Source organism: Micromonospora wenchangensis, assembly GCF_002210435.1.
GTDB lineage: Bacteria > Actinomycetota > Actinomycetes > Mycobacteriales > Micromonosporaceae > Micromonospora > Micromonospora wenchangensis.
In genome coordinates this window covers 1-26,886 of sequence record NZ_MZMV01000069.1, presented here as the reverse complement: position 1 = coordinate 26,886, position 26,886 = coordinate 1, and the positions used below count along the sequence as shown (strand labels likewise).

25 protein-coding genes, 5 tRNA genes and 1 pseudogene are annotated in these 26,886 nt (G+C 68.7%); 20 read left to right on the top strand and 11 right to left on the bottom strand.

All coding sequences use genetic code 11. The features are described 5' to 3' along the window. Positions 1-69 precede the first annotated feature (69 nt). Genes B5D80_RS27905 through B5D80_RS27895 form a run of 3 tightly spaced genes read left to right on the top strand, consistent with a single transcriptional unit; the run spans position 70 to position 1,622 of the window. Positions 70-288 carry a hypothetical protein gene (locus tag B5D80_RS27905; protein ID WP_144081784.1) on the top strand — a complete coding sequence of 73 codons (219 nt, stop codon included), beginning with the start codon at positions 70-72 and terminating at the stop codon, positions 286-288. Continuing rightward, on the top strand, positions 272-790 hold the full coding sequence (locus B5D80_RS27900) for a DUF6879 family protein (RefSeq protein WP_088646925.1): 519 nt from the start codon (positions 272-274) through the stop codon (positions 788-790). The genes B5D80_RS27905 and B5D80_RS27900 overlap by 17 nt, the downstream gene beginning before the upstream one ends. Continuing rightward, a complete protein-coding gene (locus B5D80_RS27895; RefSeq protein WP_088646924.1) occupies positions 771-1,622 on the top strand; it encodes a helix-turn-helix domain-containing protein in 852 nt (283 codons plus the stop codon). The genes B5D80_RS27900 and B5D80_RS27895 overlap by 20 nt, the downstream gene beginning before the upstream one ends. Positions 1,623-1,640: 18 nt before the next feature. Here the strand turns inward: B5D80_RS27895 and B5D80_RS27890 are convergent, their stop codons facing one another. Then, the gene (locus B5D80_RS27890; protein WP_088646923.1) at positions 1,641-1,982 is read right to left on the bottom strand and encodes a hypothetical protein; all 342 of its coding nucleotides are present in this window, start codon (positions 1,980-1,982) and stop codon (positions 1,641-1,643) included. Positions 1,983-2,795: 813 nt separating this feature from the next. Between B5D80_RS27890 and B5D80_RS27885 the strand changes: the two genes are divergently transcribed. Further along, on the top strand, positions 2,796-3,029 hold the full coding sequence (locus tag B5D80_RS27885; RefSeq protein ID WP_245855029.1) for a hypothetical protein: 234 nt from the start codon (positions 2,796-2,798) through the stop codon (positions 3,027-3,029). A gap of 2 nt (positions 3,030-3,031) precedes the next feature. Here the strand turns inward: B5D80_RS27885 and B5D80_RS33115 are convergent, their stop codons facing one another. Beyond that, positions 3,032-4,852, bottom strand: a complete 1,821-nt coding sequence (locus tag B5D80_RS33115) for a hypothetical protein (RefSeq protein ID WP_144081783.1) — start codon at positions 4,850-4,852, stop codon at positions 3,032-3,034. 141 nt (positions 4,853-4,993) lie between these two features. On the opposite strand from B5D80_RS33115, the gene B5D80_RS27880 reads away from it, so the two are divergent. From B5D80_RS27880 to B5D80_RS35155, 10 genes and pseudogenes are all read left to right on the top strand, one after another. Continuing rightward, entirely contained in the window at positions 4,994-5,305 is a 312-nt protein-coding gene (locus B5D80_RS27880) for a hypothetical protein (RefSeq protein WP_088646921.1), read from the top strand. 217 nt (positions 5,306-5,522) lie between these two features. Then, entirely contained in the window at positions 5,523-5,825 is a 303-nt protein-coding gene (locus B5D80_RS33110; protein ID WP_144081782.1) for a hypothetical protein, read from the top strand. Continuing rightward, positions 5,822-6,121 (top strand): hypothetical protein, encoded by a 300-nt coding sequence (locus tag B5D80_RS27870; RefSeq protein ID WP_088646919.1) that lies wholly within the window; start codon positions 5,822-5,824, stop codon positions 6,119-6,121. The genes B5D80_RS33110 and B5D80_RS27870 overlap by 4 nt, the downstream gene beginning before the upstream one ends. Before the next feature lie 252 nt (positions 6,122-6,373). Then, entirely contained in the window at positions 6,374-6,517 is a 144-nt protein-coding gene (locus B5D80_RS33520) for a hypothetical protein (RefSeq protein WP_158224254.1), read from the top strand. A gap of 373 nt (positions 6,518-6,890) precedes the next feature. Beyond that, entirely contained in the window at positions 6,891-7,064 is a 174-nt protein-coding gene (locus B5D80_RS33515; RefSeq protein ID WP_158224253.1) for a hypothetical protein, read from the top strand. Further along, on the top strand, positions 7,061-9,262 hold the full coding sequence (locus B5D80_RS27865) for a type IV secretory system conjugative DNA transfer family protein (RefSeq protein WP_088646918.1): 2,202 nt from the start codon (positions 7,061-7,063) through the stop codon (positions 9,260-9,262). The genes B5D80_RS33515 and B5D80_RS27865 overlap by 4 nt, the downstream gene beginning before the upstream one ends. After that, positions 9,259-10,203, top strand: a complete 945-nt coding sequence (locus B5D80_RS27860; RefSeq protein WP_088646917.1) for a replication-relaxation family protein — start codon at positions 9,259-9,261, stop codon at positions 10,201-10,203. Before B5D80_RS27865 ends, B5D80_RS27860 begins: the two co-directional genes overlap by 4 nt. After that, positions 10,200-11,225 (top strand): DNA-methyltransferase, encoded by a 1,026-nt coding sequence (locus B5D80_RS27855; protein WP_088646916.1) that lies wholly within the window; start codon positions 10,200-10,202, stop codon positions 11,223-11,225. The genes B5D80_RS27860 and B5D80_RS27855 overlap by 4 nt, the downstream gene beginning before the upstream one ends. 101 nt (positions 11,226-11,326) lie before the next feature. Beyond that, a complete protein-coding gene (locus B5D80_RS27850; protein ID WP_211291675.1) occupies positions 11,327-11,653 on the top strand; it encodes a hypothetical protein in 327 nt (108 codons plus the stop codon). Between the two features lie 126 nt (positions 11,654-11,779). Further along, a pseudogene (locus B5D80_RS35155) lies at positions 11,780-13,111 on the top strand (recombinase family protein); the annotation flags it as partial. On the opposite strand, the gene B5D80_RS34585 reads toward B5D80_RS35155, so the two are convergent. From B5D80_RS34585 to B5D80_RS27830, 3 genes are all read right to left on the bottom strand, one after another. Further along, entirely contained in the window at positions 13,001-13,717 is a 717-nt protein-coding gene (locus B5D80_RS34585) for a hypothetical protein (RefSeq protein ID WP_245855027.1), read from the bottom strand. The pseudogene B5D80_RS35155 and the gene B5D80_RS34585 overlap by 111 nt on opposite strands. A gap of 58 nt (positions 13,718-13,775) precedes the next feature. Beyond that, positions 13,776-13,850 (bottom strand) — tRNA-Val (locus B5D80_RS27835). A gap of 9 nt (positions 13,851-13,859) precedes the next feature. After that, a tRNA-Gly gene (locus B5D80_RS27830) sits at positions 13,860-13,932 on the bottom strand. A 155-nt stretch (positions 13,933-14,087) separates the two neighbouring features. Here B5D80_RS27830 and B5D80_RS27825 point away from each other — a divergent pair. Next, entirely contained in the window at positions 14,088-14,324 is a 237-nt protein-coding gene (locus tag B5D80_RS27825) for a DUF6458 family protein (protein WP_088646915.1), read from the top strand. A 34-nt stretch (positions 14,325-14,358) separates the two neighbouring features. Here B5D80_RS27825 and B5D80_RS27820 read toward each other — a convergent pair whose 3' ends face one another. The 4 genes from B5D80_RS27820 to B5D80_RS27805 form a co-directional block, all read right to left on the bottom strand. Continuing rightward, complete coding sequence (locus tag B5D80_RS27820) at positions 14,359-16,779, bottom strand: ATP-binding protein (protein WP_088646914.1); 2,421 nt, start codon at positions 16,777-16,779, stop codon at positions 14,359-14,361. Positions 16,780-16,949: 170 nt separating this feature from the next. Continuing rightward, positions 16,950-17,021, bottom strand: a tRNA-Val gene (locus B5D80_RS27815). Positions 17,022-17,034: 13 nt separating this feature from the next. After that, positions 17,035-17,105 (bottom strand) — tRNA-Cys (locus B5D80_RS27810). A gap of 34 nt (positions 17,106-17,139) precedes the next feature. After that, positions 17,140-17,212 (bottom strand) — tRNA-Gly (locus B5D80_RS27805). A 300-nt stretch (positions 17,213-17,512) separates the two neighbouring features. Here B5D80_RS27805 and B5D80_RS27800 point away from each other — a divergent pair. Both B5D80_RS27800 and B5D80_RS27795 read left to right on the top strand, forming a co-directional pair. Beyond that, positions 17,513-18,112: a TetR/AcrR family transcriptional regulator gene (locus tag B5D80_RS27800; protein WP_088646913.1), complete on the top strand. Its 600-nt coding sequence runs from the start codon at positions 17,513-17,515 to the stop codon at positions 18,110-18,112. A gap of 119 nt (positions 18,113-18,231) precedes the next feature. After that, the gene (locus B5D80_RS27795) at positions 18,232-21,162 is read left to right on the top strand and encodes a M36 family metallopeptidase (RefSeq protein ID WP_088646912.1); all 2,931 of its coding nucleotides are present in this window, start codon (positions 18,232-18,234) and stop codon (positions 21,160-21,162) included. Between the two features lie 49 nt (positions 21,163-21,211). Here the strand turns inward: B5D80_RS27795 and B5D80_RS27790 are convergent, their stop codons facing one another. Beyond that, the gene (locus B5D80_RS27790; protein ID WP_245855026.1) at positions 21,212-22,081 is read right to left on the bottom strand and encodes a hypothetical protein; all 870 of its coding nucleotides are present in this window, start codon (positions 22,079-22,081) and stop codon (positions 21,212-21,214) included. Positions 22,082-22,284: 203 nt separating this feature from the next. Between B5D80_RS27790 and B5D80_RS27785 the strand changes: the two genes are divergently transcribed. From B5D80_RS27785 to B5D80_RS27775, 3 genes are all read left to right on the top strand, one after another. Further along, entirely contained in the window at positions 22,285-22,953 is a 669-nt protein-coding gene (locus B5D80_RS27785) for a class I SAM-dependent methyltransferase (RefSeq protein WP_088646911.1), read from the top strand. A 9-nt stretch (positions 22,954-22,962) separates the two neighbouring features. Continuing rightward, entirely contained in the window at positions 22,963-24,135 is a 1,173-nt protein-coding gene (locus tag B5D80_RS27780; protein WP_088646910.1) for a cytochrome P450, read from the top strand. 455 nt (positions 24,136-24,590) lie between these two features. Continuing rightward, positions 24,591-26,081: a SulP family inorganic anion transporter gene (locus B5D80_RS27775; RefSeq protein ID WP_211291674.1), complete on the top strand. Its 1,491-nt coding sequence runs from the start codon at positions 24,591-24,593 to the stop codon at positions 26,079-26,081. 20 nt (positions 26,082-26,101) lie between these two features. Here B5D80_RS27775 and bioD read toward each other — a convergent pair whose 3' ends face one another. Next, a complete protein-coding gene (gene bioD / locus B5D80_RS27770; protein ID WP_088646930.1) occupies positions 26,102-26,806 on the bottom strand; it encodes a dethiobiotin synthase in 705 nt (234 codons plus the stop codon). Positions 26,807-26,886: the final 80 nt, after the last annotated feature.

Sequence of the window (26,886 nt, the reverse complement as noted above, 5' to 3'; positions counted from 1 at the left end):
GTCCCTCCTCCCCGCCCTCAGGATGGCCCCGTCGCAACATCCCGCAACCAGCAGGACAGGGAGTGGAACATGCGCCTAACGTTGATCGGCAAGGATCCGGAGTCGAACCCGACCGGCTCGCCCACGGTGTACCGCACCGACCGGGACAGCTGGGTGGTGCAGGGTTGGGTGGTGTCGGACCCGGCGGTGTTGGCACAGATGAGCATCCCGGAGGGTGAGTCCTGCGTGGAGATCCCGGACCGGATGCTCCAGTTCTTCAGGCAGGAGGACCGTGGCCTCGATCAGTGAGGGCGAGTTCGAGCGGCTGCTCGTGACCTTCGAGCGCGACGCCGTCCACCTGGAGACCCGCGACGCCTACGGCACCGCGGTCGAACTGCCCTACATGGCGAAGTGGGCCGCCGGCGAGCCGGATGACCTGGCGTGGCTGCAGGACTGGTGCGAAAACCTGCGCGAGCATGTCAAGGCAGGTCGGTCGGTACGCCGCGCCCGCATCGTGTCTGAACCACTCAGCGACTATCAGCGCTGGTCGTACAGCATCGCCGAGCCAATGGTGGACGCTGGCGAGGACATCCGCTGGGTGCCGCGTCGGCTGGTGTCGTCTCTTGCACTGCCGGGGAACGACTACTACTTGTTCGACGACCGGCTGGCGGTCTTCCTCATCTACGCGGGCAACGGCCTGGCGGTGGACCGGGTGGCGTCCACCGATCCCCACGATCTGCGGCTGTGCCGGTCGGCGTTCGAGGACGTGTGGAAGTTGGCCATCCCGCACCGTGACTACCAACCCGTCTAGCGCTGCCCGCCAGGGCCAGGAGGCTCTCGGCGTCCGCCTCCGTGAGCTGCGCAAGGAAGCAGGGCTCACGGGGCGGGCGCTGGCGGCCTTGACCGGCCAGCACTTTACGCGGGTCAGCAAAATCGAGCATGGCGTCCAGCCGCCGACCGACAACGACATCCGCGCCTGGTGCCGGGCCTGCAACGCAGAGGACCAGATCCCGGACCTGACCGCCACGCTGCGGGCAGTGGAGTCGGCGTACCTGGAGTTCCGGCGTCAGAGCCGTACGGGCATGAAGCGAGTACTCGGCGCGCATACCCTCGCCCTGTACGAGCAGACGTCGGTGTTCCGGATCTACGAACACAACGCCATCCCTGGGCTCTTCCAGACCGCCGACTACACAGCGGCGATGCTGTCGTTCTGGATCGATTTCCTGGAGACACCCAACGACCTGGACGAGGCCGTGGCGGTGCGGATGGAACGTCAGCGGGTGCTCTACCAGCGGGGCAAGCGGTTCGTAGTGGTGCTAGAAGAGCAGGCTCTGTGTACCTGGTTCGGGGACGCCACCACCCAGGCCGGGCAGCTGGACCGCCTGCTCGCGGTGATGTCCCTCCCGAACGTCTCGGTGGGCATCGTCCCCCTGATGACCGAACGCCCGGCGGTCGCTTCTACCGGCTTCTGGATCTTCGACAACCTGCTCGTCGCCCTGGAGACGCCCACAGCGAGCATTGAGGTCACCCGTCCCCAGGAGATCGAGTTGTACGCCCGGATGTTCGACCGCCTCCAGGTGTCAGCTGTGTACGGCCCCGAGGCACGGGCGATCATCCGCCGCACGATCGAGCAGCTGAGCTAGTGTTCCTGTGCCGCTCGGTCATGAGCGGTCTTTGAACCAGTTCAAGATCCCTCGGGCATCCCTGATCTCGTTCGACGACGCTCCGCTCTGACCGTCATCGTCCTGGTACTCATAGTCTTGGCGGATACCGATGTCGTCGGTGAACGTGTCGGTGAACGTCTCCCGCCGCGTGTACTTCCCGTCGGAACTCCAGCTATCACGGCTCGTGGTGCGGGTCTCCGTACGACCCCTGTACGTCTCGTCGTACTCGTCGACGAAGTTGCCCAGGAAACTCGCCTCGTCGTCCTTCAGGCGGGTACCGGAAACATCCAGGTGTTCACCGATGCGGTCGCGGAGCTGCTTCTTCTCATGCCGATCCACTTTGTCTGCCCCTCTTCCCAGCCTGAAGTCTGCTTAGTTCAAACGATAGGTGTGTCCGCAACTACTCGGCGGCGGCCTGCCGCTCCTCGTTCTATACGGCCGCGTACCCGAACTGGTCGCCGCCAGCGAACGGACCTCGGCGAACCTACTACCTGACCACCGCATCCGAACCACGACTCGCTGACCGAACGATGGAACATCACGCACCGGGCCCGCCAACCCATCGTCGGCTGCACGATCGATCAACTTAGCCAGTAGCGTCGCAACACTTCGCAACATCGTGGACGACGTCGGCGGCCTGCTCATACCGTCATTGCGGAACTTCGGTAAGACGGACGCCAGGTGCGAAAGGCGGTCGTTGCAGTGGACTCCGGGGACGGCACCCAGGCCGGAAGTCCACGACGACGGGACGAACGGCCGACCATTGCTTGGCCATGACGTATCAACGTCTGTCCGATCGGTGACGAGGTTCCCTTGGGCTGCCGGACGGCCCGCGGCAACGGTGTCCGTCCGGCAGCCACCCTCAAACAGGCGAAGGGTGAACCGCAATGACGCTCGGTGCGCTGGTTAGCGCCATTTTGTTGGGATTCTTGGCTGGGCTCTTCAGCTTCAAGATCAAGGAGCGGTGGTGCCCGGAGTGCGGCGCGTCGACCCTGCGGACAGCACCGCCCGACGTCCACAAGAAGCGGGACACAGTCAGCAGCACGACAGGCACGGCAACCCGTCAGCACGATGAACGCGAACGGTAGACCCGGCAGGAGCGACGGGCAGCCGCCTTCCCCGCCCGAACTGCCGATGCCCAAGCCAGGTGACGTGCTGGAGATCGGCAAGGCCGCCAGCATCCAGTTCGCGGGCGACCGAGGGTTCCGGTTCCGAGTCATCAAGGTTTGCCCGAAGCCGACGTACTGGGGGTGGGTGTGGCTGACGGGATACGTGCTCGACAGCAAGGGCCAGGCAAAGGATCGGCGGGAGATTTTCGTGCAGCGGGAGGGGCTGCGACGCCAGATGACAAGAGCACGAAACGGAACCAGCACGGTTAGAAGTTGAGTCTAGCCTTCAAGGGCCCGAACTTTGAAGGACTCGTAGATACACTCCGCCGATCCACCACGATCTGGTCCGCCCACCATAGTTACGAGGCCCAGCGCCACAGGACCCCTTGTCCGTTGCGATCGCGCTACTTCGCGGTCATTTACGAAGTATCTCACTTCGGCATCCGACCCATACACCGCCAGTTTGGTTGCACCGACATACGGCCAAAACCAAGGGATTAACGGCGAGTAGTTCACGTCCGGAAGAAACTCGACACGGATATCTACACTTGGCGCTCGGCTTATCAAAACACGTCCGTCCCCCTTTGACACACTGAGCAATTCCGGCCCATATTTCAGCAACTCGGGCCCAAAATCTTTCGGATCAATCTGGAACGGGTTTTCCTTCCTGTACTCTTTTCTGACATGAAATATGTCCTCTTTGTGATCTGTCGATACTCGCAAGCCGCAGGCAGCAACCGAAGGATCGTCCTGGGCTCGGAAAATCGTCTCAAGATAGAATTCTCCATAGCCAACCTGGAAGTCTCCATAAGAGGTAACGGCGACACTGTGCGGGGACGCCAAGGCCAGGTTCAGCCGATCGTCGGTCGTCTGGCATGCTTCGATAACGGCATTATCGGCGGAAATGCTGGAGCCGCAACGAGCCTTTTCAAATCCTTTTGCAATAAGCGGCCAATACCCCTCGGATCGCGCGATTACATTATTCCGATACTGGCCATCGTTAGAACTGTATCCGGGCTTGTATTGACTTCCTGCAGGAAGATCGAAAATCCACATCTGCCCCCTGTACCCTTTAACCTCGTACCAATTGACGGCAAACACGGCAATCGTTACTGCTAGCGTGGACCATCCCACGCAAAGAATGGCTTTCTTTCGATCTCTCATGACCAGCAACACGGTGAAGCCAACGAAAAGTATCAACATTGGCACGGCGACTGTAGTCAACGTGCTCCAGTCTTGGTCTTCTGCCGTTCTTGAGGGGGTCGATATGATCGATAGGTAAGAGAATCCTGAAAATAGCCATCCCGCCGTTAAAATGACCGCCGAAAAGGCGTACTTGTGATCGAATAGGCTTTTCAGCGCCGAAAATGGCCGAGTCAGTACGAGCATGAACTGCAGCATTGAGTCTTTGGTGCGCATATTTCCGTCCGCGACTCTGCTAATTGGCAACCTATCGTCGTCGCCAGACACTTCGTTCGGTCGCGCACCATAGAGCGAGGCCACGGATGTTAGGTGTTTCTGAGTAGCTGAATTGCAAAACCGTTCTCGCAAAGCCGCAATGTTTTCATCGGACCCGAAATATTCGTGGAGCGCACCAAGCATCGCCGCAACGAGAGAGGGCTCCGGCTTGTCCTCGTCGAGTTCTTGCGACTGCCGTCGAACAGTCCGGATATCGGAAACCTTCGGCATCCATAAACTTGCCCGGAGTTGTCGCTGCCCAGCTCGTCCGCTGGCGGCGAATACCTCTTTAGCACGGTACTCACATGAGCGAGACTTCGCCAAGTGCTCGACTACCTCATCGTCGCTCGGGCTGAGCAACTCAATAAATGCGGCCAATCGCATCAGCTTCTCAGGGGCGGATAACCCAGCCGTGAGCGCTTGAAAGACTTTCTCTCTGGCGGTACGACCTACGTCCTCCAGCACATAATGAAGAATCTCAGGCGGGACTGTGTCCGGCAGGGCTGCGGCATGACCGAGCTTCTGCCGCACAACATCAATGAGCGCTGGACATAGTCGGTCAACCAGTGCAGGCGATAGGTCTTTTCCGATCAGGCTTATCAAGTTCTCGATCTGCTCTCGCCGCGCTTCCACAAAACTCACCCCGACCAACCTCCTACCGAATCCAGCCAGAGATTACCTGATTGCCTGTAGTTACCCTAGTAACTTATGCCCGATATTGACTTTATGTGCAACTCGTTCATAATAACTCACTGCAAGATCGACTAATTGAGAGGACTTGCAGTGAAGCACCTGAGTTCAATCGCAGATGAGTTTATTCAATTTGTCTGTGACAACGACTACCGCACTGAAGCCTTCGACGAGATGCTGGACTGGTGGGCGACGGCGGGTAACGCGGTAGAGATGACCGGGGGCGACTTCGTGTTCTGGGTTCAGACTGTCTTCTTCCTACGCGAGAGCTCCAAGGTGGCCGAAGCACTTGAGCGGGACGACCTAAAGCTCTCCTTCGAGCAAGGCGTACCCGACCCGCTGAATCCGCTCATATGGAACTACTACGTATCAGGACATAGGTCGCAAACGCGGCCCGCATGCTGAAGAATCTGCAAGCTTGATCTTGACACCCGCCCACCCTAACCGGGGTGGGCTTGTCATTTGCGGTCTGTCCAAGCACTGTCCAATGCCTGTCCAAGCCCTGCTTAGGCGCTGTCCGGCTGGACAGTATTCGGCCAGAACCTCGCTCTTTCTTGGTTGCCATTGCTCAGAGCCCTAACTTCGTTGGCGACCCCATTTGAATCGCAGGCGAAGGAGCCACATGTCCAACACCATCCGCCGAGACGTGTCCTCGGCTGTTGCCAGGCGACGTACGTCGTCGGCTACGACACGGGCAGTCGGTAGGGCTGTCGAGCAGGTTGCGGGTAGTGCGGTCGTGCACGCGGCCGAGGTTGAGGCCGGGGCCTACGTGGCCCACGTCGGCATGCGCTACGCCGAGTCCCTGACGCACCAGGAGCTGCAGGCGGCCGAGATGTACCCGGAGCGGGCGTATCGCTTCAAGGCCATCGCGGACAGCTTCACGGCGTTGGTCGTCAACGAGCTGCAGGAGATGGGGTACGAGTGAAGGCCCTTGTGGTGTTCGTTGTCGCCGTCGTGCTCATGGCATGCCTCATGGGGTTCGGTGCACTGCTGTTCTACTGGCTCATGGACGAGCCGACCGATCGGGAGCGAGCGCTTGAGCGCCAGGTCGAGGCGCTGAAGCGTGCGAACCGGATGGGTGCGGCCTACTTCGATGCCCAGGCGCAGCTGCGCGAGGAGATGAGCCGCGCCGCCAACGCGCGGAGAGGGCCTACAGGTCGCGCCACTGTCGGCCGGGCCAGTGTCTCGCGCCGAGGCGTCATCGACGGCGACTGGCGTTGAGCCGGGAGCCGGTGGCCACCTGGCGGTCAAAGCTGCTTGGTGCGGTGTTCCTTCTGCTGGGCACGGCCTTGGCAGCGCGGGTCACCTGGGAACTGCTTCGTCCACTGATCGGTTTCCTGGCAGTCATTCTCGTCCTGTCGCTCATCTACTGGCTGGCGTTTTCGCGGCGACGGTAGGCGGCGGACAAAGCAAGTCGCATGGGCGACTCTGCGGTGAACCATCTCATTCAAGGAAGGGAGACACAGTGCCTCTATGCCTAGAAAAGTCCGGAACGAGATCATTGGCAAGCGCGAGGAAATCGCGCGGCGGCTGCGTGAAGAGGAGCTACGCGAGCTGAAGCACGAGCTTAGGCAGGAGTGGCGCGAAGAGCGCCGTAAGCCGCAGCAGGAAAAGTAGGTAGATCGCGGCCGCATCCAAGCCACCAAGCCCCGCAGGGCTCCCGACTTGGATGCGGCCGTGATCCCACTACAAATGTCGGCACCTGACTCGTGGTCAGGGGCTACCGGTCGGTGATGCGGAAATTACTTAACTATCTTGACCAAATGCAAAGATTCCCGCATAAGTGAAGGCGGGCGGGAACTGGGCTGCCGGGGCAGTATCGGGTCGGTTCGTAGAACGTGATGACTGCCCCGCAGCAAGTGAGCCGGAGTAACCGGTCATTGGACATTTAAGCAAACTTCGACCGCGCAAAGCAATGCGCAGGTCTTGTTCAAGATGCCCAAACGGCCGCTGCTACTCCGGTCCGCCTCCTAATCGGAAGGAGGAAGACGTGAGTCAGATCAACAACAAGCCGGTCGCAGTGACCGGCTACGAGGAGAGGAGCCACCCAGAAATCAGAAAGCTGGCAAGAGCCTGCATCGAGCTGGCGCGACTACGCCAGGGCAAGCAGCCGCCGGGCGAGAAGCCCAGCAAGCCGGAGTTCGTTGCGGAGGATGTGGCATGAGTCGCCTGAGCTGGTACTCACTGAGCTTGCCGCGTGACATGGAGCTGGCCGACGTGACAGCGGTGCTGCGCCCGTTGGCTGCCCGGCCGCGCCTGGGTGTCACCGGCGCGATGCCGCTGGCGGTGCTTGAGGTCTGGAGCATTGGCGGGCGGGTGTCGTGGCACCTGGGGCTGGACTACCGGGTAGCGCGGAGCTTGTCGCAGCAGATGGCTGCGCACTTGCCCCGGCTGGGTGTTCGGAAGGAACAGGAGATGGAGCGCCCGGTGCTATCCGCGGCGGCCGAGATGCAGATGCACGGCGTGGCAATGCCGCTGCGGCTGGAGACCGCCGGAGCGGTGGCTTCGGGACTACTCGCCGTTCTCGGCGGGCTGTCTGGTTCGGAAACCGGCGTCGTGCAGTGGGTGGTTGGGCCCGGCCGCACCCAGCCGCACCCGCCTGCCCGGCTCGATGTCGGGGAGATCCTCGGGCTTCGCACGCCTCACGCACCGGACGCCACTGCTGTCAGACTGTGGCGGGAAAAAGTTACGGAACCGCTGTTCGCCTGCCAGGGCAGAACCGCGGCGGATGGCCCGACACCAGCCCGAGCGGCAGCGATCGTGCGGAGCTTGGGCGATGCCCTCTCCCTTGCCGACACCGCCCACGCCGGACTGCGCAGGAGCCGGGCCAGCGCCCGGTATGCCCGCCGAGTCACCACTGCGGGCCGTTCCCCACTGACCTGGAGTTGCCTGCTTTCGGCAGCCGAGCTGGCGGCCGTGATCGGCTGGCCGCTCAAGGAGACGCCGAGCGAACACCTGCCCCTCACCGGCGGCCACATCAACGAGGCCCCGCAGCAACTTCTCGTTGACGAGGACGATGAAGCAGACGACGACCGGCGTGTTCTCGGCGAGAGTCTGCACACCGCCCAGCGCGGTCAGATGGTGGCTATACCCGTCGGCACTTCCCTGCACCATGTCCAGGTCGTGGGCCCGACCGGATCTGGCAAGTCAACGCTGCTGGCCTCGATGATCCTGGCCGACATCGCCGCTGGGCGGTCGGTGCTGGTAGTTGAGCCGCGCGGCGACTTGATCAACGACGTGCTTGCTCGGGTTCCACAAGACCAGCGCGACCGGGTAGTGGTCATCGACCCAGCGAGCAGCGACCATGGCCGAGCTGTCGGCGTCAACGTCCTGGCGGGCCCGCGAGAAGACGCCGAGCGCCGTGCCGACGAGGTGGTGCACCTGCTGACCGAGCTGCACGGCGGGAACCTTGGCCCTCGCAGTACGGATGTCCTCCTACACGGGCTCATCACGGCCGCCCGTCTGCCGGACGGCACCTTGTGCGACGTACCCGCACTGCTCACCAACGCGGCCTTCCGCCGTCAGGCACTCACCAAGGTCGATGATCCGCTGGTGCTATCGCCCTGGTGGGCAGGCTTCGACGCCTTGTCCGAGCCGGAACGCGGCCGCTACGTCGCCCCGCTCATGAACAAGCTCCGCCCGATCCTCAGCCGGTCGCACCTGCGTCGAATGCTTGGCCAGTCCGCGCCGAAGTTCGGTATGGACGAACTATTCACCACGCCCGGCACGGTCGTCCTGGTGAACCTCAACCGCGGGCTGCTCGGTACACCAGCCGCGAACATGCTCGGGGCGTTGGTACTCAGCCAGGCATGGGCCGCCATCCAGCGGCGGGCCGCACTGTCACCAGAGAAGCGGGAAGCTGTCTCGGTCGTCGTCGACGAGTTTCAAGACTTCCTGCGCCTTCCGGGCGGCGTTGACTTCGGGAACGCGCTCGCTCAGTCCCGCGGCCTCGGGGTGGCCTGGACACTTGCCCACCAACACCTCGACCAACTCAGCTCCACCCAGCAGGCCGGGGTACTGGCCAACGCCCGGTCCCGGATCGTGTTCCGCCCCTCGCCCGGTGACGCCAAGCCGCTGGCGGCGGCGCTCGGTGGCGGCGTGACCGCCGACGACCTGCTCAGCCTGCGGGCGTACCAGGCGTGCGTACAGCTACACCTCGACGGACAGCCAACGCGACCCTTCTCGATTCGCACCCGGCCACTGCCGCCCTGGACCAGCGACCCGGCCAAGCTCCGCCAGGCCAGCGCCAAGCGCTACGGCGTGGACGGCGAAGAGCTCGACAAGGCCCTGACCCAACGGTGGCAAGGCAACCACACCGCCACCAACGCCCCGGTCGGCTTCAAGCGGAGGGAGACCACATGAGCCCACGCATCGATCCCCCTATTCCTCCTGCCCCTACCGGTCGCCCTGCCTGCCGCGTCGAGCCGATCACGCCGCTGACCTGCGAACGTGTCACCGTCGCGCCAACGACTGTCGAGCCGTTACCGGCTCGACCCCAGAGCCCACGAGCACAGCTCCTGCGGAATCGGCTCAGCGACCGCGACATGGCCGTGCTGCAATCCCTGGCCATGCTGCGCCTCCTGACTGGCGATCACGTACAACGACTGCACGTCGCAGACGGATCGGCCGGAACAAGGGCTCGTCGGGCACGGGCCTTGCTGCAGCGCCTGGCCGAACTCAAGTTGGTCGTCCGGCTCGACCGCCGCATCGGCGGCGTGCGCGCGGGCAGCGCTGGATACGTCTACGGACTAAGCGGCCACGGCCAAGCGGTGCTGGCCGTCGACGGGCCCATGGGCGGACGGCGCCGGCGGGTATGGGAAACGAGCCCCAGCTTCATGGGGCACGTCCTCGACGGCAGCGAGGTGTACGTCCGCCTGCTCGAAGCAGAACGGGCAGGTGTACTGGAGATCTTGGACTTCCAAGCCGAACCCGCAGCCTGGCGATCGTTTCCTGGTCCCGGCGGACAGGCAGCCATCCTGAAGCCCGACGCCTTTGTCCGTCTCGGTGTCGGTGAGATCGAGTCCAGCGCCTTCCTGGAAGTCGATCGCGGTACCGAAAGCGTGCCGACGCTCCTGCGCAAGTGCCGCACCTACGCCGCCTACTGGCAAAGCGGCATAGAGCAAGCCGCGCACGCGGTGTTCCCCCGGGTGCTGTGGCTGGCCAGCGGCGCACGCAGCGTCGAGCGCGTCTCCAGGGCGCTCACCCAGCTCCCCGCTGACATCCAACATCTGTTCCACGCGTCGTTCCTAAAAGACGTGGTCACGGTGCTGACCGCTACGGCCTGGGGAGGCCGCAGTGCATGAGCGGGGCGGAACGGGCCCGGCTTCCGCTCGGGCAGATCGTGGTCGGGGATGCACGCCAGCGGTTGGCCGAGCTACCGGATGCGAGCGTCGACACCTGTATCACCAGCCCGCCCTACTGGAACCTCCGCGACTACGGCCACCATGGGCAACTCGGTCTTGAGCCGGACATCAACGACTGGGTGCGCACTCTCGTCGGCGTCTGCCGCGAGATCGCCCGGGTACTCAAGCCCAGCGGCTCACTCTGGCTAAACGTCGCGGACTCGTACTCGATCCACCAGAGCCAGGGCGCACCGAAAAAGAGCCTGCTGCTCGGCCCGCAGCGGCTCGCCCTGGCCCTGCTCGACGACGGCTGGCTCATCCGTAACCAAGTGGTCTGGGCCAAGACCAACCCCATGCCATCCAGCGTGGGCGACCGGCTGAGCTGTACCTACGAGGTGATGTTCCTCCTGGTGCGCTCACCGCGCTACTACTTCGACCTTGACGCGATCCGCCAGCCGCTCATCACCAAGGCGAAGAAGCGCCCGAATGCTGCGGCCTACCGCTACCTCCCGGACGACGCGCTGCCGCCGGACAGCGGGTTCGACGACGATCAGGGCCTCAATCAGCTCAAGGCCGAAGGCCGCGCCGGGCACCCGCTCGGTAAGAATCCAGGGGATACCTGGTCCTTACCAACCGCTGGCTACCGGGGTGCCCACTTCGCCACCTTCCCGCTGGCGCTCGCCGAACGACCGCTGCTGGCTACCTGCCCGGAAAGGGTCTGCGCGTCATGCGGGACCCCGTGGACGCGGGAGCCCGTCGACCGCCAGCGACCAACCCCGGCACTCGGGGCGCTCCAAGCGAGATGCCAGTGCACCGCCAACACGCAGCCGGGTGTGGCGCTCGACCCGTTCGCGGGATCCGGCACCGTCGCCATAGCGGCCGAGAAGCACGGCCGCCACTGGATCGGCATCGAGCTGAACCCGGCGTACGCGGCGCTCGCGCGAGAGCGGCTCGCCGCCTGGCGAAAGCGGCAAGGCCGATGAACTCGCATCCCGGTACTCCCCGGTGCCGTGCGGCTGTTGTCGCCACCTGCATCAAGAGCGGGTGGCCAGCCGCACCAACACCGAGGAGGGAGTTCCAGAAGATGGAACCCGGAAACGGCAAGACCGGCGTCAAGACGCTCGGCCTGAAGCTGCCCGACGAACTGCACGCCCAGTTCGCCCTGGTGGCACAGCTCGACGGACTGAGCCTGACCGACGCCATGCGGCGGGCGGTGGAGCTGTACGTCGAACACAAGCAGGCACAGCCGGATTTCGCCGCTCAAGCCGCTGCCGTGCTTGAGGAGATCGAGAGGGAGGCCGCCGCCCGGCGCGGCGCGATCCAGGCGCTGTTCGGGGACACCGGCACGCTGCCCGTCGAGGCAAAGGCTGCGGGCAAGCGGCGGGGCAACGAGGCTCCCGCGCAGACGTAAGGCATTGCCGCGAGAAGGGGTGGAGGGTTCGCGCGACGCGCCGACCTTCCACCCCACTTATCCACAGCAAAGCTGCAAAAACCACAGCTTCCAATTAGATTTCGGCCTGACAAAATAGAAGGGAATATGAATGAAAAATCAAGATCAAGAAGAATTGCACCGGAACCGGCGAGAACGTATCCTGCCTGGCCCCAGAACGCGCGGGGGCGCGATGAAATGAAGGAATGGGAGGAAGACATGCCTGCTGACCTGCCGGTTTACACGGACCAAGATCAGGGGACGGATCAAGATCGGGAAACCCGAGACGATGTCACTTTGCGCAGCATGGCATACCAACGGCTGCAAAAGACAACCCGCAAGGACATCATCGAGGGTCTTCGCGACCAGACATCAGACCAGCCACGAACAAGCAGTGCCATCGCTACCGTAAGCCAGGCACCACCGCGTAGCAGCCGCAGCAAGGCTCCAGCAGTTAACGACACCAGCGAGGCGTTCCTCTATGCTCGCGTCAGCACCCGCGACCAGGCCCGTACAGGTGGTGGCGAAGAGGGGTACTCGATCCCCTACCAGCGAGAAGCCTGTGAGGCGAAAGCGCAAGCGCTCGGTGCCGCGATCGTCGGGATCTACATCGATGCCGGAGAAAGCGCCAAGTCGACCCAGAGGCCGCAGCTTCAGGCGATGCTCAAGGATCTCAAGAAGCGCCGTATCCGCTATCTCATCGTCCATAAAATCGACCGACTGGCCAGGAACCGCGAAGATGATATGGCGATTCGCCTGATGCTCGCCCGCGCTGGCGTTGAGCTGGTCTCCTGCACCGAGAACATCACCAACAGCGCTCACGGCCGGTTCCTGCACAACATCATGGCCGACACGGCGGAGTTCTACCGTGAGAATCTGGCCGAAGAGGTCATGAAAGGCCTTGTGCGCAAGGCCCAAGAGGGCGGGACACCATTCCGTGCACCTCTGGGCTACTTGAACGTGCGCGAGTTCGTTGAAGGCATAAGCGTCTCCCGGGTCATCCTCGACCCCGAGCGGGCATCCATCGTGCGGTGGTGTCTGGAGCAGTACGCCACTGGTGAATGGACTGTCAACGAACTTGTCATTGCAGCTCGCGGCCGAGGTCTGACCGCTCGCCCGACTCGCACCAAACCCTCCGAACCCATCAATCCGACAAGTATGCACAACCTGCTGCGCAACCCGTACTACATGGGCGTGGTTGCCTATAACGGCTTCCACTACGAAGGGCGGCACGAAGCTCTCGTCACTCCGGAGACATGGCTACGCATCCAGGACGTGTTGGCAGCACACCGACATGCTGGCGAGAAGGACCGCAAATGGCCTCACTACCTACGCGGCTCGATCTTCTGCGGTTCCTGCGGCGGTCGCCTTGTCTTCAGCCGCCATCGAGGCAACGGCGGGATCTACGAGTACTACCACTGTGTCAAGAAGAAGCTGAAGGCCAACAACTGCCGCCGAGGTGGGATTCGGCTTCACGCCGTCGAGGATGGGATCGCCCGGTTCTATCGGACGTTCGAGCCCAGCCCCGAGAGGGTCGCAGAGGTGCGCGACGCCGTCCTGACAGAGTTCGAGGCCCAGCGCATCGACGCCGAGGTGAACGCCGAGCGCGCCAAGAAGCGCCTGGCTCGGCTCAAGGATGAGCGAGCGAAGCTCATGCAAGCCCACTACGCGGGTGCTGTGCCAGTCGATCTTCTCAAGACCGAGATGGACCGACTCACCCACGCCCTGGCCGAAGCAGAGACGCAGATCACCACGGCGGCATCGAGCCTGGATGAAGTGATCCAGACGCTGGAGGACGCCCTGTTGGTCGCTGGCCACTGTCAGCGGCACTACGCCGCCGCTCCCCCGCCGATCCGGCGCCAGATCAACCAGGGGTTCTTCAAGAAGCTCTACCTTGGTCAGGATGGGGCCGTCGAACGGTACGAGCTGACAGAGCCATTCCGGCAGCTTCTCGGCCCCAATCTGGCACGAATGCCAGCGGCCGGGCAGCCCTCCAGGAGCGGCGCTGTCCCGACAAGCAAGTTGCCATCCAACGATCCTGAACAAAAAGAAAACACCATATCGGACATCGATGATGTCCGATATGGTGTGAATAAGCGGTACATGGTGGGCGATACTGGGTTTGAACCAGTGACCTCTTCCGTGTCAAGGAAGCGCGCTCCCACTGCGCCAATCGCCCGTGGTCGAGAGCGGACGACGGGATTCGAACCCGCGACCCTCACCTTGGCAAGGTGATGCGCTACCAGCTGCGCTACGTCCGCGTGCCGCCCGGTCTCCCCGGCGACGGGGTGAACTCTACCCCATTCCAAGATCGCCCGCCCGGTCGACCCCACCGCGCCGACCCGCCCGGCGATTGCCCTGCTCATCGACGGGGTACTGCATCCCGACAGCACACCCCCGTCCCCAAGGAGCTGTCATGGGAATCGGAACGAGCATCTTCCTGCTCGCCGTCGGCGCGATCCTCACCTTCGCGGTGAACGCGAGCGTCGGCGGTGTCGATCTCGACGTCGTCGGCTGGATCCTGATGGCCGCCGGTGTCCTCGGACTCGTCATGGTCCTGCTGATGCGCGGTCGCCGCCGTACGGTCACCACCGCCGAGCCGGTGGCGTACCAGCGGGTCGAGGAGCGTCGGGACGTCGCCCCGCCGCTGTGAGCCGACCGGCCCGACGCTCCGCGACGCGGATGGACTACCGCGCGGGCGGCGCCGCGTCGAGCCGGCTGCGCACCAGTGCCGCGTCCGGGTGGCCGAGCTGGTCGAGCACGTCGAGGGCCTGCCCCCAGGCGGCACGGGCCGCGTCGGGTTCGGCGGTGGCCTGGTGGCTGTCACCGACGTGCATCAGCGTGACGGACTCGTAGTAGCGTTCGCCGGTCTCCCGCCACAGCACGAGTGCCTGCCGGTAGCAGTCGAGGGCGTCGCGGTGCCGGCCGAGGTGGTGGTGGGCGAAGCCGAGGCTGTCCCACGCGTGCGCCTCCCAGTAGCGGTTCCCGGTCTGCTGCTGCCGCACCAGCGCCTGACCGCAGTAGTCCAGCGCACGGAGGTGGTCGCCGAGCTGGATGTGGTACCAGCCGATGTTGTTCAGCGCGTTGGCCTGGCCCTGCGCGTGCCCGGCGGCCTCGAACAGGCGGTGCGCCCGTTGCGCGTGGCGCAGCGCCCGCCGGTGGTCGTGCTGCCGCTCCGCGAGGATGCCGAGGTTCAGTTCGGTCCGCCCACCACCGACCCGGTCACCGAGTTCGGCGTAGAGCTGCCGGGACCGTTCCAGATGCTCGTGGGCCTCGTCGTACGCGCCGAGGCGCAGGCAGGCGACGGCCCGGTTGCGGTGGGCGCGGGCCTGCCCGTCCCGGTCCCCGGCCGCCGTGGCGGCCCGCAGCGCCAACTCCTGGGCGCGGGACTGGTCCGTCCAGGCGCCCACCCGGTCGAGGTAGGTGTTGACGCTCCACGCCAGCTGCCAGGCGTGGGTGGGCAACCCGTGCTCGACGGCCAGGCCGATCGCGGCGAGCAGCGCCCGGTGCTCGGCGGCCAGCCACGCCCACGCCTCGTCCCGGTCGGCCGGCGCGGGCACCGCCGTGCCGGGGTGCGCCGCCGGCAGGTCGATGTCGTCACGGTGCTTGTGCAGCAGCAGCGCGGCGGCGTACGCGGTGTGCAGGTAGTGGTCGAGCAGCCGGCACAGCGCCGCCCGCCGCAGGCCGGCGGAGTCGGTGGCCACGGCCAACTCGACGGCGTACGCGCGGAGCAGGTCGTGCAGGGCGTACCGGCCGGGGGCGTGCTCGGTGAGCAGGTTCGCCCGGGTCAGCACCGCCAACGGCCGGCGCACCTCGTCCGGGGCCAGGGCGGCGAGGCTGGCGGCCGCCGGGACGGACACGTCGGGGCCGGGGTGCGTACCGAGCGCCCGGAACAGGCTGGCCGCCGCCGGGTCGAGACCCCGGTACGACCAGGACAGCACCGCCCGGACGTCGACGCCGGCCTCGCCGCCGCTGAACGCGTCGAGGGCGCCCCGGCTCGCGGTCAGCTCGGCGGCGAACCGGGCCAGCCGGAAGTCCGGATAGGTGGCGGCCCGCGCGGCCACGATCGCCAACGCCAGGGGCAGTCCGGCCGCCGCCGCGACGATCCGGTCCACCGCCTCCGGCTCCGCCGCGACCCGCTCCGCACCGAGCCGGCGGGACAGCAGCTCACGTCCCTCCGCCGGGGAGAGCAGACCCAGCGGCAGCGGGCGGGCCCCCTCGGCGGTGACCAGCCCCGGAAGCTGGTTGCGGCTGGTGACCAGGACCAGGCATCCCGGCGAGCTGGGCAGCAGCGGGCGTACCTGGTCGGCGTCGCGGGCGTTGTCCAGCAGCACCAGCACCCGCCGGTCGGCGAGCAGGCTGCGGTAGAGGGCCGCCTGCGCCGCCAGCCCCACCGGAATCCGCTCCGGCGGCACCGCGAGCGCCTCCAGGAACCCGGCCACCGCCTCGGCGGGACTCAGCGCGGGCGACTCGGGGTCGAAACCGCGCAGGTCGACGTAGAGCTGACCGTCCGGGAACCGGTCGGCGACCCGGTGCGCCCAGTGCACGGCCAGGGCGGTCTTGCCCACGCCCGCCGTACCGCCGATGGTGCAGACGGGTACGGTGCCCGGCGGGCCGACCGGCTCGGTGAGCAGGGCGGTCAGGGCGGTCAGCGGCGCGGACCGGCCGGCGAAGTGCCGTACCGCCGCCGGTAGCTGGCGGGGCACGAACGGTGCCGGGGCCGACGGCGCGGTGCCGGCGTGGGCCTGCCGGCCCCGCTCGGCGCGGGCGGCGGTGGCGAGCCGGTCGTCGGCCCGCGCCGCGTCCGCCGCGGCCAGCAACCGCCAGTACGCGGCCTCCCAGCGGGCCTGGTCGGTCAGCTCGGCGGGCAACCGGATGCCGGCCTGCTCGGCGTACGCGACGCAGGCGCCCAGGTAGCCGGTGACGAAGTCCCAGTCCGGCAGCGACTTGGCGTTGAGCTTGTCGCTGAGGGTGGAGCGGGCCAACGGCCTGCCCCGGGCGGCGGCGACCGCCACCAGGGAGTTCAACGACGGCCCGCCCGCCTGCTGGCGTAGTCGCCGCAGCTCGTCGGCGAACGCGAGCAGCGCCTCCCGGCCCGTCTCCCCCACCCCACACCACCCGGCGTCGCGATGTTCCCCTGGAAGAATCGGAGCCAGGATAGCTCGGCATCGACATACGGCGATGTCCTTGGAAGCGGACCCGGAGGCCGGACAGCAGTGGGACCCCGGACAGCAGTAGGGCCACCTTCCGGTGTCGGAAGGTGGCCCTACTGACCGAGTGGGCGATACTGGGTTTGAACCAGTGACCTCTTCCGTGTCAAGGAAGCGCGCTCCCACTGCGCCAATCGCCCGTGCTTGTTACCGAGGTGGGGACGGGATTTGAACCCGCGTACACGGCTTTGCAGGCCGTTGCCTCGCCTCTCGGCCACCCCACCGAGGTTGCCCCCGTCATGCGTGGCGGCAGCTCCGAGCGGACGACGGGATTCGAACCCGCGACCCTCACCTTGGCAAGGTGATGCGCTACCAGCTGCGCTACGTCCGCTTGCCTCCGGGAATGACACCCGGTGACGGATGGAAACTCTAGCCGAGCGGTCTCGCCGATGCCAAATCGGGGCCACCGACGGCGCGTCCGGTCTCCGCAGTGGTGACCGACGCCACCACCCGCAGAGCCTCCTAGGAGAGTTGGTCACCGCAGGCGGGGAGCGTCCTCCACACCCCTACCGAACAGGTCGGAAAGGTAGCCGACCCGCCGGTGGGGTGCTGTCCGGCTTCCGACTGCCGGGGGCCGGATCGGGCGGGTCGGTAACTCCCCGTGGTCGGTTCGATAGGTTACCGTAGCGGCGTGACGAGACGTGCCGCCGCCGATGTCCGCCTGGATTCCCTGCTGCGCACGGCCTGCGACGTGATCGTCGAGCGTGGACTCGCCAACACCCGCACCGCCGACGTGGCCGCCGCCGCCGGGGTCAGTCAGGCGCTGGTCTTCTACCACTTCGCCACCAAGGAGCGGCTGCTCGCCCAGGCGTTCGCGTACGCCGTCGAGCAGGAACTGTCCCGGCTGGACGCGGTGCTGCGCTCCGCCACCCCGCCGCTGACCAAGCTCCGGCGCATCCTGCGTCTCTACACCCCCACCGGCCGGCCCTGGGCGATGTGGATCGACGGCTGGGCGGAGTCGCTGCGCACCCCGGAGCTGGAGAAGGTCTGCCGGCGGCTGGACCTGCGCTGGCGGCAGGACCTGGCGGCGGTGATCTCGGCCGGGGTGGACGACGGGACCTTCGACTGCGCCGACCCGGCCGGTGCCGCCTGGCGGATCAACGCGGTGATGGACGGGCTCGCCGTCCAGCTCGCCGTGCACGAGCGGGTGATCTCCCGGCGGCAGTTCGGCGAGTGGATCCGGCTGGTCACGGCCCGGGAACTGGGGCTCGACCCCGCCCAGCTCGTCTGATCCGCGCACCGCGCGCCATTGCCCCCGTCCGGCCCGCCTGGTATCCACGTATGCGCATGCGTTACCCCGCCTGCGCCGGGCCGGCGTCGTGCCGGTCCCCGCTCCCACGAGGAGGTTCCGTGCCCAGACCGGAGTGGACACCCCGAACGAGCCGGCATCGACGCCGGCTCGTTCCCGTACTGGCGACCGCCGCCGTGGTCGCCGCCCTGCTGCCCGGCGGGGGCACCGCCACGGCCGCGCCGGGCGACACCGCGGCCCCGGCCCCGGGCCGCTCCGGCTCGTTCGCCGACGACCGCCACCAGGCCGCCGACGTCGACAACCGCACCGGTACGGCCGCACCCGACGCCCGCCAACGCGGCCTGGCCCGGGCCACCGGCGCTCCGGTGCGGTGGAACCGGCTCGGCACCCCGCACGCCCTCGGCCCGGCCCGGCTCGCCACCGGCCTGCCCACCGACCCGGAGGCCGCCGCCCGGCGTTACCTCACCACCCAGCGGGACCTGTTCGGCCTGGACGCCGACGCGGTCGCCGCGCTGGACCGGGTGCTGGTCCGGCGGATCGGCGACGGCGCGGTGGTCACCCTGCGGCAGCGCTTCGGTGACCTGCCCGCCGGCCACGACGGGTTGGTCACCGTGGCGGTCGCCGACGGCACCGTGCTCTCGGTCAGCTCCTCGCTGTCCCGGGACGCCTCGGCCCCCGCCCCGGCCACCCGCACCGCCGGGCAGGCGTACGCCGACGCGCTCGCCGACGCCGGCCTGGACGCCGGCGCGGTGGCCAGCCACCGGGTGCGCCAGGTCGCCGTGCCCACCCCGGTCGACGGCAACCGGTCCGCCTACGAGGTGACCTTGATCGGAAAGGACAGCGACCACCCGGCGGCCTTCACCACCTACGTCGACGGGATCACCGGGAAGGTGCTGGTCCGCGAGGACCTCGTCGACTTCGACTCCGACAACCCGAGCTGGGCGGTCTACCCGGCCACCCCGCCGCAGGACCTCGCCCCCGGGCAGGACCCCCGGGTCCGCTGGTGCGCCAGCCCCGCACCCGACTGCGCCGCCGCCTTCCGCGACCCGGCGAGCGGGCAACCCTGGGACGTCGACCTCGCCACCGGCGCGCCCACCGGCACCACCCGGGGCAACTCCGCCAACACCGTGGTCTCCTGGGGCGCCGGCAGCCCCATGGTCAACGCCCCCGACCGCCCCGACCGGCGCTACGAGTACCCGTTCACCGACCAGTGGCACCAGGCCCGCTGCAACCCGGCGGTGTTCACCTCCGCCCAACGCAACGACGCCGACGCCGCCACCGCCAACCTGTTCGCCATGCACAACCGGATGCACGACTGGGCCTGGCACCTCGGCTTCACCGAGGCCACCTGGAACCTCCAGGCGGTCAACGTCAGCGGGGCCGGGCTGGGTGGCGACGCCGAGCAGGGGCGGGCCCAGCAGGGCGCGCTGAGCGGCAACCGGAACAACGCCAACCAGTCCACCCCGCGCGACGGGCTGCCGCCGAGCACCAACATGTACCTGTGGCAGCCGCAGGCCGGTGGGCCGTACCCGCCGTGCGTCGACGGCGACTACGACATGACGGTGATCGGCCACGAGTACACCCACGCCATCACCAACCGGATGATCGCCGGCCCGGACAGCGGGATCGGCGGCCACCAGGGCGGGGCGATGGGCGAGTCGTGGAGCGACCTGCTCGCCGCCGAGTACCTCTACGAGCACGGCCTGCGCGCCCCCGGCGAGACGCCCTTCGTCACCGGCGGCTACGTCACCGGCAACCTGGTCAGCGGCATCCGCAACTACGACCTGAGCCGCAGCCCGCTCAACTACTCCGACGTCGGCTACAACACCGGCGGCCCGGCGGTGCACGCCGACGGGGAGATCTGGGGCGCGACCAACTTCCGCATCCGCGCCGCCCTGGTCAAGAAGTACGGTCTGGGCACCCCGCAGCGGCAGCTCGACTGCGCGCAGGGCCGGGTGGCCGCCGAGAACTGCCCCGGCAACCGGCGCTGGGTGCAACTGGTCTTCGACTCGTTCCTGCTCCAGGCGGCCAGCCAGGTCAGCATGCTCGACATGCGGGACAACCTGCTCACCGCCGACCGGCTGCGCTTCGGCGGGGCCAACCAGGAGCTGATCTGGGCCGAGTTCGCCCGCTCCGGGATGGGCCGGGACGCCGCCACCGTCGGTGCCGCCGACACCGACCCGACGCCGAGCTTCGCCAGCCCGGCCGGCGGCAACGCCACGCTGACCCTGCGCCCCCGGGGCGACAGCACCGACGCGCCGATCCGGCTCTACGTCGGTGACTACGAGGCGCGGGCCACCCCCGTCGCCGACACCGACCCGGCCACCCCGCTGCCGGCCACCTTCGAGGCCGTCGCCGGGACGTACCAGGTGCTGGCGGTCGCCCCCGGCTTCGGCCACCAGCGCCTGGAGGTGGTCGCGAAGGCCGGCCAGCAGGGGTACGTCGACCTGCGGCTGAGCCGGAACCTGGCGTCCACCGCGTCCGGGGCGAGCATCACCGGGGACGGGGTGAACCTGGACCGGATCGCCGACGACACCGAGGCCACCAACTGGGCGTCGTTGACCGGGGTCGCCGGCAAGGGGGTCACCGTCACGCTGCCCGGCGGCACCCCGCAGCCGGTGCAGCGGGTCACCGTCAGTGCCATGCTCCGCCCGGCGATCACCGGCGACGCCGACCCCGGTGCGCAGAACGCGCTGAGCGCGCTGCGGTCGTTCGCGGTGTCGACCTGCGACGCGACCACCACCGACTGCGCCGACCCGGCCCGCTGGACCCGGGTCTACACCAGCGCCGACGACGCGTTCCCCGGTGGCAAGTACCGGGCCTACAGCCGGGACCTGATCGCCCGCTCGTTCCGGGTGCCGGCCACCGTCGCCACCCACGTCCGGCTGGAGGTGCTGGCCAGCCAGTGCACCGGCGGCCCGGCGTACGCCGGTGAGCAGGACGACGACCCGGCGACCCGGACCGACTGCGCTACCGCCAGCCCGGCGCGCGACCAGGTGCGGATCGCCGAGTTCCAGGTGTTCGCGAAGTGAAACCCGCCGGGGCCGGGTGGTGGCGCCACCCGGCCCCGGCGGCCCCCGATCACCGTCGGACGGTGGTCCAGCGGACGGGTCGACGGACCGGACGCGCGTCGTCGCCCTCCACCCCGTCGGACGCGGTCCGGGTGAGCTGCCGCAGCCGCATCAGCAGGCCGACGCCGAGGAAGAGCAGCAGGCCGCCGAGCAGGAACGCCGCCTGTACCACCCCGAAGCCCCCGCTGGCGTTGGCCGAACGGTTCGCCGCGGCCGGTGGCGGCACCTCGGCCAGCGCCTCCTCGGTCGGTTCGGTCTCCTCCTCGGTCGGCTCCAGCACCTCCTCGGTCGGCTCCGGCGACGCGGTGGTCGGCTCGGGTGCCGCCGTGGTGGGCGCAGGCGCCGCGCCGACGACCTGCCGGGTGGCGGTACGCCGGGCGAGCAGCCGCAGGTTCGGGTCGTACGCCTCGGCGGCCATGGTGATCCGGCCCCGGGTGACGTCCTCGGCGAAGGCCACCCGGTAGGTGGCGGTGACCGTGCGGTCCGGGCAGAGGGTGCCCGGGTCGAGCTGCCGGTCGGTCAACCGGGCCACGTCCCCCTGCGCCCGGATGTCCAGCGGGAACGAGCCGGTCTCCTCGACCCGGTCCATCTTGACCTGGTCCAGTCGCAGCCCCTGCACCGAGAGCACCATCGACCAGCGGACCTTCACACAGCCGCCGTTGCCCTGGCGGGACACCACCGCCGAGACCGTCCGCACCTGGTCCCCGGCGGTGAACTGGGCGGGCAGGCCGCTCAGCTCGGTGGAGAAGCGGTCCGCCGCCGACGCCGGTGTCGGCCCGACGAGCCCTGTCCCCGACAGGCAGGCCAGCACCGCCCCGACCCGTAGCGCGTTCCGCCACACCATCACCACCGCCTCGCTCCTCCCGTCGGTCTTGTCCACTCGCCACGCTATGAGCACGATGGGGAAGCCGGTAGACGGGCGTGTTCGCGCCGATCGGCAAGTACGGTGCGGGTTAACACCGACAGTGGTGAACCGGTCACCCTTCTTCGCCGACACGCCGGGTGACGGTGTGGGCTAGGCCGCTTCGTCGGGTCGGCGAGGGTCGACCGCGCCGGGGTCGGCACGGCTGACATCCTGGGCGGGTGTCCGAACTCTCCGCGGCCTTCGTCCGGCTGCACGCCCGGCTCGCCCCGGTCGCCTTCGTACCCGAGGTGCGGTTGCACCAGGCCGACGAGCCGATCGGCCTGTGGGAGCTGACCGAGGGCGAGTTCCGCAGCTCCCAGCCGCCGCCGTTCTGGGCCTTCGCCTGGGCCGGTGGGCAGGGCCTGGCCCGGTACGTCACCGACCACCCGGAAACGGTCGCCGGTCGCCGGGTGCTCGACCTCGCCTCCGGCTCCGGCCTGGTCGCCATCGCCGCCGCGCGGGCCGGCGCGGCGGCCGTGCGGGCGGTGGAGATCGACGAGCGGGCCGTCGCCGCCGTCGCCCTCAACGCCCACGCCAACGGGGTACGCGTCGACGCCGAGCTGGCCGACGTGCTCGACGGCGACGCCGGGGACGCCGAGGTGCTGCTCGCCGGGGACGTCTTCTACAGCGAGGCGATGGCCCGCCGGGTGCTGCGTTTCCTGCTGCGGGCCGCCCGCTCGGGTGCCCGGGTGCTGGTCGGCGACCCGGGCCGGGCGTTCCTGCCCCGGGAACGGTTCCGCGAGCTGGCCGGCTACGACGTGCCGGTGCCGGAGGCGTTAGAGAGCGTCCGGGTGAAGCACACCACGGTGTGGGAACTGGACCCCGCCCCGCCGGGGGCCGCCCGCTAGCGTGACCGGGTGCTGTTCCGGGGGTGGGAGGCGTCCTTCGACGAGCCCTGGCCGGACGTGGCCACGGTCGTCGACCGGGTCGGCGGCGTCCACCTGGTGGTGACCCGGCACGCGCTGGTCCGGCAGGTGCTGGCCGACGCGTCCACCTGGCGGCCCGACAACGCCCTGGACGCGGTGACCCCGATCCCGGTGGCCGCACTGCGGGTGCTCACCGCGCACCGGTTCCGGTTGCCGCCGACGCTGGCGAACAACGCCGGCCCCAGCCACCCGGCGATCCGGGCGATCGTCGCCGAGGCGCTGCACCCCGACCGGGTGGCCGCCCAGCGACCGTGGTTGACCGCCCTGGTCCGGGAGCGGGTGGCCGGCATCGCCGCCGACCTGGCCGCCGGTCGGCCGGTGGACCTGCACGCCCGGCTCGCCGCCGACCTGCCGCTGCTGGCGCTGGCCCGGCTGGTCGAGCTGCCGGACGCCCCGGTGGGCGCGGTGAAGGACTTCGCGCGGACGGCGCTGGAACTGTTCTGGGCCCCGCTGGACGCCGGCCGGCAGCAGAGCCTCGCCGTCGAGGTGGGCCGGTTCCACGCCGTACTGCGGGAGTTCGCCGGCACCGGCGGCGGCCTGGCCGGTCGGCTGCGCGCCGCCGGGCACCCCCCGGACGTGGTGGTCGGGGCGCTGTTCTTCCTGCTGGTCGCCGGCCAGGAGACCACCAGCCAGTTCCTCACCCTGCTGCTGCACCGGCTCACCGGCGAACCCGGGGTGCGCGCCGGGTTGCGGGCCGGCACCGTCGCCGTCGCCGATGTCGTCGAGGAGGGCCTGCGCCGGGAGCCACCGATCGTCACCTGGCGGCGGGTGGCCGCGGTCGACACCACCCTGGGCGGTACGCCGGTGCCGGCGGGTAGCTCGGTGCTGCTGTGGCTGGCCCGGGCCGGCTGCGACCCGGAGGTGGTGGCCGACCCGGCGGGGTTCCGCCCGGGGCAGCGCGGGTCGCGCCGGCACCTGGCCTTCGGGGCGGGGGCGCACCGGTGCGTGGGCGCACAGCTGGCCCGGCTGGAGGCGGCGGTGGTGGTCACCGAGGCGGCACCGCTGCTGGACGCGGTGACGGTGGTACGTCCACCGTGGTGCCCGGACAACCTCACCTTCCGGATGCCCGACGCCTTCGTGGTCCGCCGCAGCCCCACCCCGTAGCCCGGCCGACCTGAGCCCCTCCCGGCTCGCGGCGCGACGGGCAGGAACGCCGGCCCCACTGCACGGGATGCGCGGTCACGGCCGCCCGCCCCGCCCACGCCCCGCGCTCCACCCGGTCCGGGTTCGCCGGCACCAGTGTCTTAGCCGGCCCCTTTCGAGCTGACGACGTCAACGCATCACCCTGTCCACCTGCCCGAACAGGCGTAACCGCCACCAGCCGCAACGGGTTGAACCCACGTGACGCCCAGCGCCACACCGACCCGGGAGGTCAGCGTGCACTCCACCCCCCACACCACGCCCCCGCGCTCCCGGGTTGATCAAGAGGTTCCCGTCAAATCGGAGATCAACGATGACGCAAACCTCTTGATCACCGGGGTGAGGCGGGTGGGACGGGCGGGTCGGCGCGACGGGCGGGGCCGGTGGGTGGGTGGCGGTTGGGGCGGGGGTGGGGTGCGGTGAGCTGGGGTGCGGTTCGGGGGGATCTGCCGGCGTCGCTGGTGGTGTTCCTGGTGGCGTTGCCGCTCTGTGTGGGGATCGCGGTCGCCTCCGGGGTGCCGGTCGAACTCGGGCTGGTGACCGGGGTGGTCGGCGGGCTGGTGGTGGGGGTGATGCCCGGCAGCAGCCTCCAGGTGAGCGGGCCGGCGGCGGGGTTGACCGTGCTGGTCGCCGAGGCCGTGGACCGCTACGGCCTGGCCGGCCTCGGCACCATCGTGCTGGTCGCCGGCCTGATCCAGATCGGGCTGGGGCTGTTGCGGCTCGGCCGGTGGTTCCGGGCCATCTCGGTGGCCGTGGTGCACGGCATGCTCACCGGCATCGGCCTGTTGCTGATCGCCGGCCAGCTCCACGTCCTGGCCGGAGCCGACACCCCACCGACCGGGCTGGCCGGTCTCACCGGGCTGCCGGACCTGGTCGGGAAGCTCACCGGCTCCGGCACGGCACAGGTGTCACTCGCCGTCGGCGTGGCCACGATCGTGGTCATGCTGCTCTGGGACACCCTGCCCGGCCGGCCGGGCCTGGTCCCCGGGGCGCTGGTCGCCGTCGTCGCCGCGGCCGGGGCCGCCGCCGCCCTGCGGCTGCCGGTCGACACCATCGAGGTGGAGGGGCTGCTCACGGCGATCCGACCGTCGTTCGGGCACTGGGGTGGTCTCGCCGACCCGGGGATGCTCGCCACCGTCGTCACGTTCGCCCTGGTCGCCTCGGCGGAGAGCCTGTTCAGCGCCGCGGCCGTCGACCGGCTGCACCGGGGGCCGCGCACCGACTTCGACCGGGAACTCGTCGCCCAGGGCACCGGCAACACGGTCTGCGGGCTGCTCGGCGCGTTGCCGATGACCGCCGTCATCGTGCGCAGTTCCGCCAACGTGCGGGCCGGCGCGCGGACGAAGGCGTCCCGGGTACTGCACGGGGTGTGGCTGCTGCTCTTCGTCGCCGCCGTACCCGGCCTGGTCGGGCTGATCCCGATGCCCGCGCTGGCCGCCGTGCTGGTGCACGCCGGATGCAAGCTGCTGCCGTGGCGGGCCCTGCCCGAGCTGTGGCGGGAGCACCGGGGCGAGGCGGTGGTGCTGGTGGTGACCGCCGCCGCGATCCTCGGCACCGACCTGTTCACCGGCGTGCTCGTCGGCCTCGGCCTGGCCGTGGTGAAGACCGCCTGGGAGACCTCCCACGTCCGGGTCACCGTCCACGACGACGTCGACCCGGTGCACGTGGCGATCACCGGCAACGCCACGTTCCTGCGGCTGCCCACCATCCTCACCACGCTCGACGGGCTGCCCGACGACCGGCGGGTACGGCTGGACCTGGGCGGCCTGCGGCACGTCGACCATGCCTGCCGGACCGCCCTGGACACCTGGATCGAGGCACAGAACCGCGACGCCGACGTCGGCGTGCAGGTCATCGCCCCACGACCGGCGCAGGACGACCGACCCCGGCCGGTCCCGGCCGCCGAGTGAGGGCACCGGCGGCGGACCGCTCAGCCGGCGTCCTCGGCCCAGGTGCGCCAGTCGTCGAGCACCCCGTACAGGTCGGGGGTCAGCCAGCCCGGTGCGGACCGGCGGAACACCCCCGGGTCCATCGACCCGGCGCCGGCCGGCAGCGCGCCGAGCAGGTTCGGCACCAGCTCGGTCAGGTTCGCCCAGTGCACCAGTTGCGGCTCCGCCGGCCAGGCGCCGATCACCACCCCGGCGGGTACGGCCCGACGCTCCAACGCCTCCAGGGTGAGCGCGGTGTGGTTGAGGGTGCCGAGCCCGGCCCGGGCCACCACCACGGCCGGAGCGCCGAGCGACACCGCCAGGTCGGCGACCGTCCACGCCTCGCCGGACGGGCGCAGTCCCATCGGCACCAGCAGCCCGCCCGCTCCCTCGACGAGCACCAGGTCGTGCTTGTCGACCTCCGCGCGGATCGCGTCGACGGCGGTGTACAGCTCCAGCGGCTCCAACTCGGCGACCCTGGCCGCAGCCAGCGGGGCGAGCGGGTCCGGGTAGCTCGACAGGGTACGACCGGTCAGCGGGGCGGCCAGCCGGGTCACCGAGTCGACGTCGCCGGGCTCCCCGGTGGCCGTGCCCGTCTGGCCCGGCTTGACCACCGCGACCCGCAGGCCGGCGGCCTGCGCGGCAGCGGTGATCGCCGCCGTCACCACCGTCTTGCCGACCTCGGTGTCGGTCCCGGTGACCAACACCGCGCCCTTCCACCCGCTCACGGGACCACCTCGGTTCGCGACTGCGGGGCTCGCAAACCCGGCTCACTCCTCGCGCTCAC